The organism is Streptomyces sp. NPDC093984 (assembly GCF_044764595.1).
Classification (GTDB): Bacteria; Actinomycetota; Actinomycetes; order Streptomycetales; family Streptomycetaceae; genus Streptomyces; species Streptomyces cynarae.
Genome location: NZ_JBIWIM010000005.1, coordinates 379,107 through 395,935, shown reverse-complemented (window position 1 = coordinate 395,935; position 16,829 = coordinate 379,107). Strand labels below are relative to the sequence as shown.

Sequence of the window (16,829 nt, the reverse complement as noted above, 5' to 3'; positions counted from 1 at the left end):
TGTACCGGACAGCCGTATACAACAGCCTCAGCCGTGTACGGACATCGGGCGGGGGCGGAACCCCCTCGGTTCCGGCCCCGCCCGATCGGCAGGGGTGCCTCAGCGGAAGACAACCGTGCGGTTGCCGTCCACCATCACGCGGCTCTCGGTGTGCCACTTCACCGCGCGGGCCAGGACCTGGGCCTCCACGTCGCGGCCGACCGTGACGAGTTCGTCGGGGTCGAGGGAGTGGTCCACCCGGACCACGTCCTGCTCGATGATCTGGCCCTCGTCCAGGTCCGGCGTCACATAGTGGGCCGTCGCGCCGACGAGCTTCACACCGCGCTCGTACGCCTGCTGGTAGGGCTTCGCGCCCTTGAAGCTCGGCAGGAAGGAGTGGTGGATGTTGATGGCGCGGCCCTCCAGCTCCTTGCACAGGTCGTCGGAGAGCACCTGCATGTAGCGGGCCAGGACCACGAGGTCGACGTCCAGCTCCCGGACCAGCTCCAGCAGGCGCGCCTCGGCCTCGGGCTTGGTCTCCTTGGTCACCGGGATGTGGTGGAAGGGGATGCCGTAGGTCTCCGCGAGGGCCTCGAAGTCCCGGTGGTTGGAGACGATGGCCGGGATCTCGATGTTGAGGGCGCCGGTGCGGCGGCGGAAGAGCAGGTCGTTGAGGCAGTGACCGAACTTCGAGACCATGATCAGCGTCCGCGTCGGCGTCGCGGCGTCCCGGAGGGTCCAGGAGATGCCGTGGGCTTCGGCGACGGGGCCGAAGCGGTAACGCAGTTGTTCCAGGGTGATGTCCGGATCGGACACATCGAAGTGGACCCTCATGAAGAAACGGCCCTGAAGGCGCTCGTCGAACTGCTGGCTCTGCAGGATGTTGCCCGAGTTCCTGACCAGGAAGCCGCTCACGGCATGGACCAGTCCGGCTCTGTCCGGGCAGGAGAGGGTGAGGAGGTACTCGTCGCCGGGTTGCGGTCGAGGGGACATGCGCAGGCCTCCGTCTGATGCGTAATGCACAACGCGATGAGCAATACGCAACATAGTTGGGGCGAAGGCGGTCGGTGGTCAAGACAGGGGACGTTCGTCCCTTGTGAAAACGACGGGACCTCTTGACGTACGTCGGCCCTTCGGTCAGGGTTCCCCCACAAGCAATTCGATGCGCGATGCGCAACGAGACGGTCGAAGGGCTCCGCGCGTGGCAGACCTGTATGTGGACGGAGAATGGCGCGAGGCGGTGGCCGGAGGTCACCGGGAGATCCGCTGTCCCGCCGACGGCACGCCGGTCGCGACCGTGTCCGAGGGGACACGCGCCGACACCGAGGCCGCGATCGCCGCGGCGCGGCGCGCCTTCGACGAGGGCCCCTGGCCGCGCACTCCCGAGCGCGAGCGCGGCGCCCTGCTGCTGCGCACCGCCGACATCCTCGAGCGGGACGCCAAGGAGCTCGCCCGCGCCGAGTCGCTCGACACCGGCAAGCGCCTGGTCGAGAGCGAGTACGACATCGCCGACGTCGTCTCCTGCTTCCGCTACTACGGCGGCATCGCCGGCACCAGCGCCGGCCGGGTGGTCGACACCGGCCGCGACGACGCCCTCAGCCGGGTCACCTACGAACCCGTCGGCGTCTGCGGACTGATCACCCCCTGGAACTACCCACTGCTCCAGGCGTCCTGGAAGGTCGCCCCGGCCCTCCTCGCGGGCAACACCATCGTGCTCAAGCCCAGCGAGCTCACGCCCTCCACCTCGATCCTGCTGATGAAGGCGCTCGAGGAGGCCGGGCTCCCGGCCGGCGCGGCCAACCTCGTCCTGGGCGCCGGAGCGGAGGCCGGCGCACCCCTGTCGGAGCACCCCGACGTCGACATGGTGTCCTTCACCGGAGGCCTGGAGACCGGGCGCCGCATCATGGCCACCGCCGCCGCGACGGTGAAGAAGGTCGCCCTGGAACTCGGCGGCAAGAACCCCAACGTCGTCTTCGCCGACGCCGACTTCGACACGGCGGTCGACTTCGCGCTCACCGCCGTCTTCCTGCACTCCGGCCAGGTCTGCTCGGCCGGCGCCCGCCTGATCGTCGAGGACTGCCTGCACGACGCCTTCGTCGACGAGATCGTGCGCCGCGCCCGGCTCATCCGCCTCGGCGGCCCGTTCGACCCCCGGGCCGAGACCGGGGCGCTGATCTCCGCACAGCACCTGGAGAAGGTCGAGGCGTACGTCGCCGCAGGGCTCGCCGAGGGCGCCGTACTGCGCTGCGGCGGCGAGCGACCCGGCGACCCCGCGCTGGCGGGCGGCTTCTACTATCCGCCCACCGTCCTCGACGAGTGCCGGCAGGACATGCGCGTGGTGCACGAGGAGTCCTTCGGCCCCGTGCTCACCGTCGAGCGCTTCCGTGACGAGGACGACGCCGTCCGCATCGCCAACGACACGGAGTACGGACTCGCGGGCGCCGTCTGGACGCAGGACGCCGGCAAGGCCCAGCGGGTCGCTCGCCGGCTGCGCCACGGCACGGTCTGGATCAACGACTACCACCCCTATGTGCCGCAAGCGGAATGGGGTGGCTTCGGGCACTCGGGCGTCGGCCGGGAGCTGGGACCGACCGGACTCGACGAATACCGAGAGCCAAAGCACGTCTGGCAGAACATCCAACCCCGGCCGCAGCACTGGTTCCGCGGCTGAACGCCGAAAAGAGGTCGATCGTGACCCCCACACAGACCGAGGTGTCGCAGCGGCGCGGCACGTCCCAGGACCCCCAGGACCGGACCCCGGTCATCTCCGTGCGCCGGCTGTGGAAGGTGTTCGGGCCGAAGGCCGACCAGGTGCCGGACTCCGAGGAACTGTGCGGGCTGACCCGCCGCGAGCTCATGGACCGCACCGGGTGCACCGCCGCAGTCCGCGACGTGAACTTCGACGTGTCGCCCGGCGAGGTCTTCGTCGTCATGGGTCTGTCCGGCTCCGGCAAGTCCACCCTGGTGCGATGTCTGACCCGGCTGATCGAACCCACCGCGGGCGAGGTGGTCTTCGAAGGCGAGGACATCCGCGGCGCCGACGCCAAGCGGCTGCGGGACATGCGGCGCAGCAAGTTCTCCATGGTCTTCCAGCACTTCGGCCTGCTGCCGCACCGCAGGGTCGTCGACAACGTGGCGTTCGGCCTGGAGATCCGGGGCATGGGCAAGGCCGAGCGGACCAGGCGCGCTCTGGAGGTGGTGGAGCTGGTGGGCCTGGCCGGATACGAGAACTCCTATCCCGACCAGCTCTCCGGCGGCATGCAGCAGCGCGTCGGCCTCGCCCGCGCCCTCGCCGGCGACCCCGACGTCCTCTTCTTCGACGAGCCGTTCTCCGCCCTCGACCCGCTGATCCGCCGCGACATGCAGAGCGAGGTCATCCGCCTGCACCACGAGGTCGGCAAGACCATGGTGTTCATCACCCACGACCTCTCCGAGGCCCTGAAACTGGGCGACCGCATCCTGATCATGCGCGACGGCAGGATGGTGCAGTGCGGCACCGGCGACGAACTCGTCGGCGCCCCCGCGGACGACTACGTACGGGACTTCGTCAAGGACGTGCCGCGCGGCGACGTCCTCACCCTGCGCTGGATCATGCGCCCCGTGCAGCCCGACGACGCACTCGACGGCCCCGAGCTGGGTCCGGACGTCGTGGTGCGCGAGGCCACCCGGGCGGTGCTGGCGGCCGAGAAGCCGGTCAAGGTGGTCGAGGGCGGCAAGCTGCTCGGCATCGTCGGCGACGAGGAGATCCTCTCCGTCGTCGCCGGACAGGAAGGCGGTGCGTGATGGCCGTCGCCGCCGACGCGGCCGCGCCGGTCGCTCCCGTACGCAGAAAGGTCGGCCGTCCCACGGTGGTGGCGGCGATCCTGATCGTCTGGGTGGTGCTCTTCGCCGTGCTGCGCGGCCGGCAGACGCTGTCCCTCGCCGCGGCCGATCTGACCGGTCTGCACCGCTGGTTGAACGACGTCAACGACAGCATCGGCGCCAACCGCAACTCCAACCCGCTCTTCCTGTACTTCTTCAACGAGATCCGCCTGGTCATCGACAACCTGGTGACCTTCGTCCAGTCCCTGATCTCGCAGCCCACCGGCGGCCGCCCGGTCCCGCAGATCGGCTGGCTCGGCGTCGTCGGCCTCACCGGCTACGTCTCCTGGGCCGTGGGCAACTGGCGGGTCGCCCTGCTCGCCGTGGCCGGTTTCACGTTCTTCGGGCTGCAGGGGCTGTGGCAGGAGAGCATGGACACCCTGGCGCTGACCCTGTCGGCGGTCATCGTGGCGCTGGTCATCGGCATCCCGCTCGGCCTGTGGGCCGGTCTCTCCGACCGTTTCAACAGGATCATGACGCCCTTCCTGGACTTCATGCAGACGATGCCGACCTTCGTCTACCTCGCCCCGCTGACCCTGATCTTCCTCATCGGCGGAGCCTCCGCCGTGATCACCACGGTGATCTACGCGGCACCGCCCGCCATCCGCATCACCGCGCACGCCATCCGCTCCGTGCCCGAGACCACCGTCGAGGCGGCGGACTCGCTCGGCACGACGCGGTCGCAGCAACTGCTGAAGGTGCTGCTGCCGATGTCCAAGCGCACCGTGGTCATGGGCGTCAACCAGACCATCATGGCCGCCCTGGCCATGGTGACCATCGCCGCCCTGATCGACGCGCCCGGCCTCGGCAAGACCGTCGTCCAGGCCCTGCAGTCGCTCGACGTCGGCACCGCCTTCAACGCCGGCCTCGCCATCGTCGTCATGGCCATCGTCCTCGACCGGGTCACCACGGCCGCTGCCGCACGCGCCGAGGCGGCCCGCCGCACGGGCGGCCGGCTCCTCAAGTGGCGCCGGCCGCTGCTGGTGGCCGGCGGGATCACGGCCGCGGTCCTGGTCTATCTGTCCCACACCTACGTCTGGGCGGCCGAGTTCCCCGGCGAAGGCAGCACCGGCAGTCACATCGCGAGCGCGGCCGACACCACGACCACCTGGCTGCAGGACCATCTCTCGGGCCTGACCAACGCGCTTCGGGACGTCATCACCAACGGCCTGCTCAACCCGTTCCAGACGCTGCTCACCGACTCCCCGTGGTGGCTCGTCGGCGTCACCCTGGCCGCGCTCGGCGCGGTGCTCGGCGGCTGGCGCGCCGGGGTGACGGCCGCCGCGTGCGTCGGGCTGCTCGTCGGCACGGGCCTGTGGTCGGACAGCATGACGACCCTCGCCTCCACCGCCGTGGCAACGGTGCTGGTGATGCTGCTCGGTGTCGTCTTCGGCGTGTGGATGGGACGCAGCCTGCTCGTGGACCGGCTGGTGCGGCCCACCCTGGACGCCGCACAGGTGATGCCGCCGTTCGTCTATCTCGTGCCGTTCCTGGCGCTCTTCGGCGCCACCCGCTTCACCGCGATCGTCGCGGCCGTCGTCTACGCGGCACCCGTAGCGATCAAGATCATCGCGGACGGTGTGCGGAACGTGTCCGCGTCCACCGTGGAGGCGGCCACCTCGGCCGGGTGCAACACCTGGCAGATCATCACCAAGGTTCAGCTGCCGATGGCACGCAGCGCCCTGACTCTCGCGACCAACCAGGGGCTGATCTACGTGCTGTCGATGGTTGTGGTGGGCGGCCTGGTAGGGGCAGGCGCCCTCGGCTACGACGTCGTGGCCGGATTCTCACAGGGAGAGCTGTACGGCAAGGGGCTGGCGGCGGGACTCGCCATCGTACTGCTCGGAGTCATGTTCGACCGGATCACTCAGGCTGCGGCGCGACGCACCAGGGCATAAGGAGCACGACACCATGGCAAGACACTGGCGAGCCGGCGCGGCCGGCCTGGCCGTCCTCGGCCTCACCCTCACCGCCTGCGCAGGGGCGAAGGTCGGCGACAGCTCCTCCGCGGGCTCGAAGTCCTCCGGCGGCAAGTGCGGCACGTTCAACCTGGCCGTCAACCCGTGGGTGGGCTACGAGGCGGACGCGGCGGTCGTCGCGTACGTCGCTCAGCACGACCTCGGCTGTACGGTCAACAAGAAGGACCTGAAGGAGGAGATCGCCTGGCAGGGCTTCGGGACCGGCGAGGTCGACGCCGTCCTGGAGAACTGGGGCCACGACGACCTGAAGAAGAAGTACATCACCGAGCAGAAGACCGCCGTCGAGGCCGGGCAGACGGGCAACAAGGGCATCATCGGCTGGTTCGTGCCGCCGTGGCTGGCCAAGGCCCACCCGGACATCACCGACTGGAAGAACCTCAACAAGTACGCCGACAAGTTCAAGACCTCCGAGTCGGGCGGCAAGGGCCAGCTGCTCGACGGCGACCCGTCCTACGTCACCAACGACGCGGCGCTGGTGAAGAACCTCAAGCTGAACTTCAAGGTGGTGTACGCGGGCAGCGAGACCGCGCTCATCCAGGCGTTCCGGACCGCCGAGAAGAACAAGCAGTGGATGATCGGCTACTTCTACGAGCCGCAGTGGTTCTTGTCCGAGGTGCCGCTGGTCAAGGTCGACCTGCCGGCGTACAAGACGGGCTGTGACGCGGATGCGGCCAAGGTGGCGTGCGACTACCCCGTCTACAACCTGGACAAGATCGTCAGTGCGAGCTTCGCGAAGTCCGGCGGCCCCGCGTACAACCTGGTGAAGAACTTCAACTGGACGAACGACGACCAGAACACCGTGGCCAAGTACATCGCGGTGGACAAGATGTCGGACGACGCGGCGGCCAAGAAGTGGGTCGACGCCAACCGCGACAAGGTCGAGGCCTGGCTGAAGTAGCCGAGCCCGGAAGAGCAGGTCGAACACGCCCGGCGGGCGGTGCGTCCAGGTGCGCACCGCCCGCCGGGCATTGCCGTGTTTCGGGCTGTTTTCCGACGTCACGCACCCCTTGACACCCCTCCTCGGCGACAGGCACATTGAGTTGCGCAGCCTGAATCGAGTTGCGCAGACAGCAACTGAACCGGTTTCAAGTTCGGAGGTTGGGCGATGGCGGGACCCCGAGTGGTCATCATCGGAGCGGGCGTCGTGGGGGCGGCCCTCGCCGACGAGATCTCCGCACGCGGCTGGACCGAGGTGACCGTGGTCGACCAGGGCCCCCTCCCGGCCACCGGGGGATCCTCCTCGCACGCCCCGGGCCTCGTCTTCCAGACGAACCCCTCCAAGACCATGACGGAGCTGGCCCGCTACACCGTCGAGAAGTTCTGCTCCCTGGACGTCGACGGCAAGCCCTGCTTCCTCCAGGTCGGCGGCCTGGAAGTGGCGACGACCCCCGAGCGCCTCACCGAACTCCACCGCCGCCACGGCTGGATCACCGCCTGGGGCATCGAGGCGCGCCTGCTGACCGCCGACGAGTGCGTGGAGCAACACCCGCTGGTCGACCGCGACAAGGTCCTCGGAGGTCTCCTGGTCCCCACCGACGGCCTCGCCAAGGCCGTCCTCGCCGTCGAGGCGCAGATCCGCCGGGCCACCGGGCGCGGCGTCCGCTTCCTCGCCCGCCACGAAGTCCTCGACGTGCGGCAGAGCGAGGGCCGGGTGACCGGCGTGCTGACCGACCAGGGGGAGATCCCCGCCGACATCGTCGTGTGCTGCGCCGGCATCTGGGGCCCGAAGATCGCCCGCATGGTCGGGATGAACCTGCCGCTCACCCCGCTCGCCCACCAGCTCGCCTGGACCGGCCCGATCCCCGCCCTCGCCGGCCAGACCGAGGAAGCGGTCCGCCCGATCCTGCGCCACCAGGACGCCGACCTCTACTACCGCGACCGCTTCGACGGCATCGGCATCGGCTATTACGGCCACCGCCCCATGCCCGTCTCCGCCGACGACATCCTCTCCGTGGACGAGGCCGAGGACATGCCCTCCGTCCTGAAGTTCACCGAGGAGGACTTCGAGGACGCCTGGAACGAGACACGGTCCCTGCTCCCCGCGACCCGCGAGGCCAAGGTCGAGGAGGGCATCAACGGCCTGTTCTCCTTCACCACCGACGGCTACCCGCTGCTGGGGGAGTCCCCGGACGTCAAGGGCTTCTGGGTCGCCGAGGCCGTGTGGGTCACCCACTCCGCGGGCGTCGGCCGCGCCGTCGCCGAATGGCTGGTCGACGGCTACTGCTCCTCCTTCGACCTGCACGAGTGCGACGTCAACCGCTTCGAGCCGCACCAGCTCTCCCCGGAGTACGTCCTGGCCCGGGACTGCCGGAACTTCGTCGAGGTCTACGACATCCTCCACCCCCTCCAGCCCTCGGGTGAGCCGCGCCCGATCCGCACCAGCCCCTTCTACGCCCGCCAGCAGGAACACGGCGCGTTCTTCCTGGAGGCGAACGGCTGGGAGCGCCCCCAGTGGTACGAGGGCAACGCCTCGCTCGTCGAAGGCCGCTCCATCCCCACGCCCAACGACTGGGCCGCGCAGTACTGGTCCCCCATCGTCGGCGCCGAGGCCCAGGTCACCCGGGAGACGGTCGCCCTGTACGACATGACGGCCCTCAAGCGCCTGGAGGTCAGCGGCCCCGGCGCGGCCGACTTCCTGGAGGGCCTCGTCACCGGCAAGGTGGCCAAGTCCGTCGGCTCGGTGACGTACACGCTCCTCCTGGACCACGACGGCGGCATCCGCAGCGACATCACCGTCGCCCGGCTGGCCCGCGACCTCTTCCAGGTCGGCGCCAACGGCAACCTGGACCTCGACTGGTTCACCCGCCACCTCCCCGCCGACGGCACGGTCCAGGTCCGCGACATCACCGCCGGCACCTGCTGCATCGGCCTGTGGGGCCCGCTGGCGCGCAAGGTGCTCCAGCCCCTCACCGACGAGGACTTCTCGGGCGACGGCCTGAAGTACTTCCGCGCCAAGCGCGCCCACATCGGCTCCGTCCCCGTCACCGCGATGCGCCTGAGCTACGTCGGCGAGCTGGGCTGGGAGCTGTACACCACCGCCGACCTGGGCCAGAAGCTGTGGGACACCCTGTGGGCGGCGGCGGAACCGCTGGGCGGCATCGTCGCCGGCCGCGGCGCCTTCAACAGCCTGCGCCTGGAGAAGGGCTACCGCTCCTTCGGCACCGACATGACCTACGAGCACGACCCCTACGAGGCCGGCGTCGGCTTCGCCGTCAAGCTCGACAAGGGCGACTTCATCGGCAAGGCCGCACTGGAGCGCCGCAAGGCGGACGTACGGCGGAAGCTGACCTGCCTCACCATCGACGACCCGCACTCGGTGGTCATGGGCAAGGAGCCGGTGTACGACGGCGACCGCGCCGTCGGCTACGTCACCAGCGCCGCCTACGGCTACACGATCGGCAAGGGCATCGCCTACGCCTGGCTGCCGGCCGAGCTCGCCACCCCCGGCACCACGGTCCACATCGGCTACTTCGACCAGCGCGTCGAGGCGGTCGTCGCCGAGGAGCCCCTGTTCGACCCGACCATGTCCCGACTTCGTGGCTGACCGTGGGGAAGAGGTATCGCCGGTGACCGCACAACTGCTCGACGGCAAGGCGACCGCAGCCGCCATCCGTCGCGAACTCGCCGAGCGCGTGGCGAAGTCGACCGCCGCGACCGGCCGCCCGCCGGGTCTCGGCACGGTCCTGGTCGGCGACGACCCGGGCAGTCACGCCTACGTCGCCGGAAAGCACCGCGACTGCGCGCAGATCTCAGTGGCCTCCCTCCGCCGCGAGCTGCCCGCCGACGCCACCCAGCAGCAGGTCGAGGACGTCATCGACGAACTCAACGCCGACCCCGCCTGCACCGGCTACATCGTGCAACTCCCGCTCCCACGCCACCTCGACTCGGGCGCCGTACTGGAGCGCATGGACCCCGCCAAGGACGCCGACGGACTGCACCCCGTCAACCTCGGCCGGCTCGTCCTCGGCGTCGACGCCCCCCTGCCCTGCACTCCGCGTGGCATCGTCGAACTGCTGCGCCGGTACGAGGTCCCGCTCGCCGGAGCGCGCGTGTGCGTGATCGGGCGCGGCATCACGGTCGGACGGCCGATCGGGCTCCTGCTCACCCGGAGGTCCGAGAACGCCACCGTGACCCTGTGCCACACCGGAACCAAGGGACTGGCCTGGCACGTACGCGAGGCGGACATCGTCGTCGCCGCGGCCGGCTCACCCGGACTGATCACCAAGGACATGCTGCGCCCCGGCGCGGCCGTCCTGGACGTCGGCATCACCCGCACCGAGCACGGGCTCGTCGGCGACGTCCACCCGGAGGCCGCCCAGGTCGCCGGATGGGTCGCGCCGATGCCCGGGGGAGTGGGACCCATGACCCGGGCGATGCTGCTCGCCAACGTCGTCGAGGCCGCCGAGAGGAACGCGAACACCGTATGAACGTGCTGAACACCCCGCTGGCGGAGCTGGACCCGGAGGTCCACGCCGCCCTCCGCGCCGAGCTGCACCGCCAGCAGTCCACCCTCGAGATGATCGCCTCCGAGAACTTCGCGCCCTCCGCCGTCATGGAGGCCCAGGGCTCGGTCGCGACCAACAAGTACGCGGAGGGCTACCCCGGCCGCCGCTACTACGGCGGCTGCGAACACGTCGACGTCACCGAACGCCTGGCCATCGAGCGCGTCAAGTCCCTGTTCGGCGCGGGCTTCGCCAACGTGCAGCCCCATTCGGGCGCGCAGGCGAACACGGCGGTCTTCTTCGCCCTCCTCCAACCGGGCGACACCATCCTCGGACTCGACCTCGCGCACGGCGGTCATCTCACCCACGGCATGCGCATCAACTACAGCGGCAAGATGCTGAGCGTCGTGCCGTACCACGTCTCCGAGGCGGACAACCTCGTCGACATGGACGAGGTGGAGCGGCTCGCCAAGGAACACCGCCCCAAGATGATCATCGCGGGCTGGTCGGCGTACCCGAGGCAGCTGGACTTCGCGGCCTTCCGCCGCATCGCCGACGACGTCGGTGCCCTCCTCATGGTCGACATGGCGCACTTCGCGGGCCTGGTCGCCGCCGGACTGCACCCCAGCCCCGTCCCGCACGCGCACGTGGTCACCACCACCACGCACAAGACGCTCGGCGGTCCCCGCGGCGGAGTGATCCTCACCAACGACGCCGACCTCGCCAAGAAGATCAACTCGGCGGTGTTCCCGGGCATGCAGGGCGGCCCCCTGGAGCACGTCATCGCCGCGAAGGCGGTCTCCTTCAAGGTCGCCGCATCACCCGAGTTCGCCGAGCGCCAGGCCCGCACACTGACCGGAGCCCGCATCCTCGCCGAGCGCCTCACACAGCCGGACGCGGCCGCCGCCGGAGTGAAGGTGCTGACGGGCGGCACGGACGTCCACCTCGTCCTCGTCGACCTGCGTGAGTCCGAACTCGACGGCAGGCGCGCCGAGGACCTGCTGCACGAGATCGGCATCACCGTCAACCGCAACGCCGTCCCCTTCGACCCGCGCCCGCCCATGGTCACCTCCGGCCTGCGCATCGGCACCCCGGCGCTCGCCACCCGGGGCTTCACCGAGGAGGACTTCGCGGAGGTCGCCGACGTGATCGCGCTCGCCCTCCAGCCCGAGCCGGACGTGGCCGCGCTGCGCGCCCGCACAGCGGCCCTGGCCGCCGAGCACCCGCTCTACCCGCACCTTTCCGGTCCTTCAGGAGACGCCCGATGAGCCCCCGCACCCCCGGCGCCGACCTTCCCGACCACCCCGACTGGCTCTGGCGCACCCCCGAGCCCAAGCGGTCGTACGACGTGGTGATCGTGGGCGGCGGCGGACACGGCCTGGCCACCGCCCACTACCTGGCGAAGAACCACGGCATCACCAACGTCGCGGTCCTGGAGAAGGGCTGGCTCGCGGGCGGCAACATGGCCCGCAACACCACGATCATCCGCTCCAACTACCTGTGGGACGAGAGCGCCGGCATCTACGAGCACGCCCTCAAACTCTGGGAAGGACTGGAGGAGGAGCTCGACTACCCGATCCTCTTCTCCCAGCGCGGCGTGCTGAACCTCGCCCACAGCCTGCAGGACGTCCGCGACAGCGTGCGCCGCGTCGAGGCCAACCGGCTCAACGGCGTCGACGCCGAGTGGCTCGACGCGGAAGCGGTCAAAGAGGTCTGCCCGATCGTCAACACCTCTCCCGACGTGCGCTACCCGGTCCTCGGCGGCACCTACCAGCCGCGCGCCGGCATCGCCAAGCACGACTACGTGGCCTGGGGCTTCGCCCGCTCCGCGGACGCCGCCGGTATCGACATCATCCAGAACTGCGAGGTCACCGGCCTCGACGTGGCCGGCGGCCGGGTGGTCGGCGTGCAGACCACGCTCGGCCCGATCGCGGCGGGCAAGGTGGCCCTGTGCTCCGCCGGCCACACCTCGGTCCTCGCCGCCATGGCGGGCATCGAACTCCCGCTCCAGAGCCACCCCTTGCAGGCCCTGGTCTCCGAACTCCTGGAGCCGGTGCACCCGACGGTCGTCATGTCCAACGCCGTCCACGTGTACGTCAGCCAGGCCCACAAGGGCGAGCTGGTCATGGGCGCCGGCATCGACGCGTACAACTCCTACACCCAGCGCGGAGCGTTCCACATCATCGAGGAGCAGATGTCCGCCGCCCTGGAGCTCTTCCCGGTCTTCGCCCGCGCCCACGTGCTGCGCACCTGGGGCGGCATCGTCGACGTCAGTCCGGACGCCTCGCCCATCGTCGGCCTCGCCCCGGTCGACAACCTCTACCTCAACTGCGGCTGGGGAACGGGCGGCTTCAAGGCCACCCCGGGGGTCGGCTGGGTCTACGCCCACACCATCGCCCACGACACGCCCCACCCCCTGAACGCCCCCTTCTCGCTCGACCGTTTCACCACCGGCGCGCTCGTCGACGAGCACGGCGCGGCCGCGGTGGCCCACTAGGGAGCCGAACCATGCTGCTCATTTCCTGCCCGTGGTGCGGGCCCCGTGACGAGGCCGAGTTCCACTACGGTGGCCAGGCCCATGTGCCCTACCCCGAGGACCCCGCGGCCCTCACCGACGAGGAGTGGGCGCGCTACCTGTTCTTCCGCGCCAACCCGAAGGGCCCGTTCGCCGAACGGTGGAGCCATGCGGCGGGCTGCCGCAGGTGGTTCAACGCGGTACGGGACACGGCGACGAACGAGATCCTGGCGGTGTACCGGGCGGGGGAGCCGCGCCCGGTCACTGTCGAGCCACGGCCAGTGAATCCAGCCCGTCCGGGGGTACATCCTCTGGGGGTGTTTGAGGACGAGGCCGTTCAGGCCCAAGGGGGGTCCGGCGGCGCAGCCCCCAGCGGGGTCGAAGGGGCGGAGCCCCTGGAGGACGGGACGGGCAGGGGCGGCGGGGGCGAAGAAACCCAGCCCTTCCGACGCCCAGCCGGCGGCCGGATCAACCGCGAAGAACCCCTCACCTTCACCTTCGACGGCACCGAATACCAGGGCTACCGAGGCGACACCCTCGCCTCGGCCCTCCTCGCCAACGGCGTCATCCAGGCCGCCACGAGTATCAGGCTCGGCCGTCCGAGAGGCATCTTCTCGGCCGGCGTCGAAGAACCCAACGCGGTCGTCCAGATCGAGGCCCCCTTCCCCGAGCCCATGCTCCCCGCCACGGCCGTCGAGCTCTACGACGGCCTCGTCGCGAGCAGCCTCCCCGGCCAGGGCCGCCTCGCCACCGAACCCGACCCCGCCCGCTACGACGCCGTACACGCCCACTGCGACCTGCTGGTCGTCGGCGCAGGCCCCGCCGGCCTCGCGGCCGCGGCGGCGGCGGCGAACAGCGGCGCCCGCGTCATCCTCGCCGACGACCAGCCCGAACTCGGCGGCAGCCTGCTCGGCACCGGCGAACACCTCGACTGGGCGCAGGCGACGCGCGCTCGACTCGAGGCCGCTGACGAGGTACGCGTCCTGCGCCGCACCACCGTCTTCGGCCACTACGACGACAACCACCTCCTCGCCGTCGAGCGCCGCACCAACCACCTCGGCGCCGAGGCCCCGGACCACGTCTCCCGCGAGCGCGTCTGGCGGATCCGCGCCCGCCGCGTGGTCCTCGCGACGGGCGCCCACGAGCGTTCGCTGGCGTTCGGCGACAACGACCGCCCCGGCGTGATGCTGGCCGCCTCGGCCCGGACGTACCTGCACAAGTACGCCGTTCTGCCCGGGCGTCACGCGGCCGTGTTCACCACCAACGACAGCGCCTACGCCGCCGCACTCGACCTGGCGGCGGCGGGCGTGGACATAGCGGCGATCGTCGACACCCGGCCCGAGCCGGGGGAGTGGGCCGAGCGTGCCCGCGCCGCCGGGATCGAGGTGCTGGCCGGACACGCGGTCACCGGCACCGAGGGCGGGGCCCGCCTCACCGCCGTGACGGTCGCCCCGTACGGGGAGTCCGCCGGACAACGGGAGTTCGCCGTCGACCTGCTCCTGGTCTCCGGTGGCTGGAACCCGGTGGCGCACCTGTTCAGCCAGGCGGGCGGCAAGCTCCGCCACGACGAGGCACTCGGCACGTTCGTTCCCGACAGCTGCCGTCAGGCGGTGGAGGTCGCGGGCAGTGCGAACGGGGCCTTCGACCTCGCCACGGCTCTCGCGCAGGGCGCGGCGGCCGGCGCCCGCGCGGTCGAGGCGGAGGGCTACACCGCCGAGGCACCCGCCCTCCCGGCCGTGGCCGCCCAGCCGCACACCCCGCCCATGCAGGTCTTCACCATCCCGACCTCCAGCGGCGCCCCCCGTTTCGTCGACCTCCAACGCGACGTGACAGTCGACGACTTGGCGCGCGCCACGGGGGCGGGCCTGCGCTCGGTGGAGCACACCAAGCGCTACACCACAGCGGGCACCGGGGGTGACCAGGGCAGGACGGCCGGCGTCCTGGCGAGCGGCGTCGTCGCCGAACTCCTCGGCGTGGACATCTCGGCGCTCGGCCTGCCCACGTTCCGGCCGCCGTTCACCCCCGTCTCCTTCGCCACCCTCGCCGGCCGCGACCGCGGTCCGCTGCACGACCCGGTCCGCACCACCGCCCTGCACGCCTGGCATGTCGAGCACGGCGCGCTCTTCGAGAACGTCGGCCAGTGGAAGCGGCCCTGGTACTACCCGCAGGACGGCGAGGACATGGAGACCGCCGTACTGCGCGAGTGCCGGGCCGCCCGCGAGGGCGTGGCCTTCATGGACGCCTCCACCCTCGGCAAGATCGACGTGCAGGGCCCGGACGCCGCGCTCTTCCTCGACCGGCTCTACACCAACATGATGAGCACCCTGAAGGTCGGCATGATCCGCTACGGCGTGATGTGCCGCCTGGACGGCATGGTCTTCGACGACGGCACGGTCATCCGGCTCGCCCAGGACCGCTTCCTGGTCACCACGACCACCGGCAACGCGGCCGCCGTCCTGGACTGGATGGAGGAGTGGCTCCAGACCGAGTGGCCCGAACTGCGCGTCCACTGCACCTCGGTCACCGAGCAGTGGGCGACCGTGGCCCTCGTCGGCCCCCGCTCCCGCGAGGTCCTGGGTTCGCTCGCGCCCCGACTGGCGGTGAGCAACGACGACTTCCCGTTCATGGCGTGGCGTGAGACGACCGTCGCCGGTATCGACGCGCGCGTGTGCCGGATCAGCTTCTCCGGCGAACTCGCCTACGAGATCAACGTGTCGCCCTGGGACGCCCTCGCCCTGTGGGAGGCGCTGTACGAGGCCGGCGGCCCGTACGGCATCACCCCGTACGGCACCGAGACCATGCACGTCCTGCGCGCCGAGAAGGGCTACCCGATCATCGGCCAGGACACCGACGGGACGGTCACCCCGCAGGACCTCGGCATGGGCTGGGCGGTGTCGAAGAAGAAGCCGGACTTCATCGGCAAGCGCTCCTACGCCCGCGCCGACACCGTGCGCCCCGACCGCAAGCATCTCGTCGGCCTCCTCCCCGAGGATCCGGCCGCCTTCCTCCCCGAGGGCACCCACCTGGTCGCCGACAGCGAACTGCCCGCCCCGCCCGTCCCGATGCTCGGGCACGTCACCTCCAGCTACCGCAGCGCGGCGCTCGGCCGGACCTTCGCACTCGCCCTGATCAAGGGCGGCCGCGACCGTATCGGGGAACGCCTCTACGCGCCGGTCGGCGACCGGCTGGTACCGGTGACCGTCGCCAACCCCGTCCTCTACGACCCTGAGGGAGCCCGCCGCGATGGCTGACACCGCCCTGACCGCTCGGCAGCGCAGCCCCCTGGCGCACGCCGCCGACCGCCTGGCCGCCGCGACGCGCTCCTCCGGGGGCGCCGTCCGTCTGGCCGAACTCCCCTTCCTGGCCCAGGTGAACGTCCGCCTCGACGCCAAGAGCCCGGCGGCGGACGCCGTGGGTCTCGCCCTGGGGTTCCAGCTGCCCCTGGAGCCGAACACCGTGGTACGGGCCGGCGACCTGACCGCGGTGTGGCTCGGTCCCGACGAATGGCTGCTGGTGGGCCCGCCCGGAACCCAGCGGGAGCTGGAGGGCCGGATCCGTGCGGCGGCCGGGGGCGAACCCGTCTCCGTCACCGACGTCTCCGCCCAGCGCACCACCCTCCTGGTCGCCGGGCCCCGCGCCCGCGACCTGCTGTCCCACGGCTGCGCGCTGGACCTGCACCCGCGCGCCTTCGGCCCCGGTCGCTGCGCCCAGACGACGCTGGCGCGTACACAGGTCGTCCTGGTCGCCCGCGACGAAGCCAGGGCCGGCTTCTGGGTACTGGTGCGCTCCTCCTTCGCCGGCTACCTGACGGACTGGCTGCTGGACGCGGCCGTGGAGTACGGGTGAGCGGCCCGGCAGGGCGGTAAGGGGTGACCTGGCGGTGCCGGGCCGTCTCGGGAAGGCGGCCCGGCACCGCCGCGGCATGGGTGCGCACCGCCCGGCTGCCCGCCTGTTCGAACCATGAGCACGAAAAGGGCTCACAGCCGTTTCGGCACCCGGGAGAAGCACCCGCTCCACCCAGGCCTGTAACCGACAAATCCCGCAGGCGCGCCC

11 protein-coding genes are annotated in these 16,829 nt (G+C 70.8%); 10 read left to right on the top strand and 1 reads right to left on the bottom strand.

What is annotated here, in order from left to right; all coding sequences use genetic code 11:
• Positions 1-99: 99 nt before the first annotated feature.
• Positions 100-972, bottom strand: a complete 873-nt coding sequence (purU, locus tag ACIRC0_RS21260; protein ID WP_403617682.1) for a formyltetrahydrofolate deformylase — start codon at positions 970-972, stop codon at positions 100-102.
• A 208-nt stretch (positions 973-1,180) separates the two neighbouring features.
• Here purU and ACIRC0_RS21255 point away from each other — a divergent pair, with 208 nt between their 5' ends.
• The 10 genes from ACIRC0_RS21255 (at position 1,181) to ACIRC0_RS21210 (ending at position 16,622) form a co-directional block, all read left to right on the top strand.
• On the top strand, positions 1,181-2,650 hold the full coding sequence (locus tag ACIRC0_RS21255) for an aldehyde dehydrogenase family protein (RefSeq protein WP_403617681.1): 1,470 nt from the start codon (positions 1,181-1,183) through the stop codon (positions 2,648-2,650).
• A 20-nt stretch (positions 2,651-2,670) separates the two neighbouring features.
• On the top strand, positions 2,671-3,762 hold the full coding sequence (locus ACIRC0_RS21250) for a glycine betaine/L-proline ABC transporter ATP-binding protein (RefSeq protein ID WP_403617680.1): 1,092 nt from the start codon (positions 2,671-2,673) through the stop codon (positions 3,760-3,762).
• Positions 3,762-5,738, top strand: a complete 1,977-nt coding sequence (locus tag ACIRC0_RS21245; protein WP_403617679.1) for an ABC transporter permease — start codon at positions 3,762-3,764, stop codon at positions 5,736-5,738. The genes ACIRC0_RS21250 and ACIRC0_RS21245 overlap by 1 nt, the downstream gene beginning before the upstream one ends.
• A 13-nt stretch (positions 5,739-5,751) precedes the next feature.
• Positions 5,752-6,717 carry an ABC transporter substrate-binding protein gene (locus ACIRC0_RS21240; protein WP_403617678.1) on the top strand — a complete coding sequence of 322 codons (966 nt, stop codon included), beginning with the start codon at positions 5,752-5,754 and terminating at the stop codon, positions 6,715-6,717.
• 207 nt (positions 6,718-6,924) lie between these two features.
• Positions 6,925-9,363, top strand: a complete 2,439-nt coding sequence (locus tag ACIRC0_RS21235) for an FAD-dependent oxidoreductase (protein WP_403617677.1) — start codon at positions 6,925-6,927, stop codon at positions 9,361-9,363.
• A gap of 22 nt (positions 9,364-9,385) precedes the next feature.
• The gene (locus ACIRC0_RS21230) at positions 9,386-10,246 is read left to right on the top strand and encodes a bifunctional methylenetetrahydrofolate dehydrogenase/methenyltetrahydrofolate cyclohydrolase (RefSeq protein ID WP_403617676.1); all 861 of its coding nucleotides are present in this window, start codon (positions 9,386-9,388) and stop codon (positions 10,244-10,246) included.
• Positions 10,243-11,529, top strand: coding sequence for a serine hydroxymethyltransferase (glyA, locus tag ACIRC0_RS21225; RefSeq protein WP_403617675.1), 1,287 nt, complete (start codon positions 10,243-10,245; stop codon positions 11,527-11,529). The genes ACIRC0_RS21230 and glyA overlap by 4 nt, the downstream gene beginning before the upstream one ends.
• Positions 11,526-12,758 carry a sarcosine oxidase subunit beta family protein gene (locus tag ACIRC0_RS21220; protein ID WP_403617674.1) on the top strand — a complete coding sequence of 411 codons (1,233 nt, stop codon included), beginning with the start codon at positions 11,526-11,528 and terminating at the stop codon, positions 12,756-12,758. The genes glyA and ACIRC0_RS21220 overlap by 4 nt, the downstream gene beginning before the upstream one ends.
• Before the next feature lie 11 nt (positions 12,759-12,769).
• A complete protein-coding gene (locus tag ACIRC0_RS21215) occupies positions 12,770-16,027 on the top strand; it encodes a sarcosine oxidase subunit alpha family protein (RefSeq protein WP_403617673.1) in 3,258 nt (1,085 codons plus the stop codon).
• Positions 16,020-16,622: a sarcosine oxidase subunit gamma gene (locus ACIRC0_RS21210; RefSeq protein WP_403617672.1), complete on the top strand. Its 603-nt coding sequence runs from the start codon at positions 16,020-16,022 to the stop codon at positions 16,620-16,622. The genes ACIRC0_RS21215 and ACIRC0_RS21210 overlap by 8 nt, the downstream gene beginning before the upstream one ends.
• Positions 16,623-16,829: the final 207 nt, after the last annotated feature.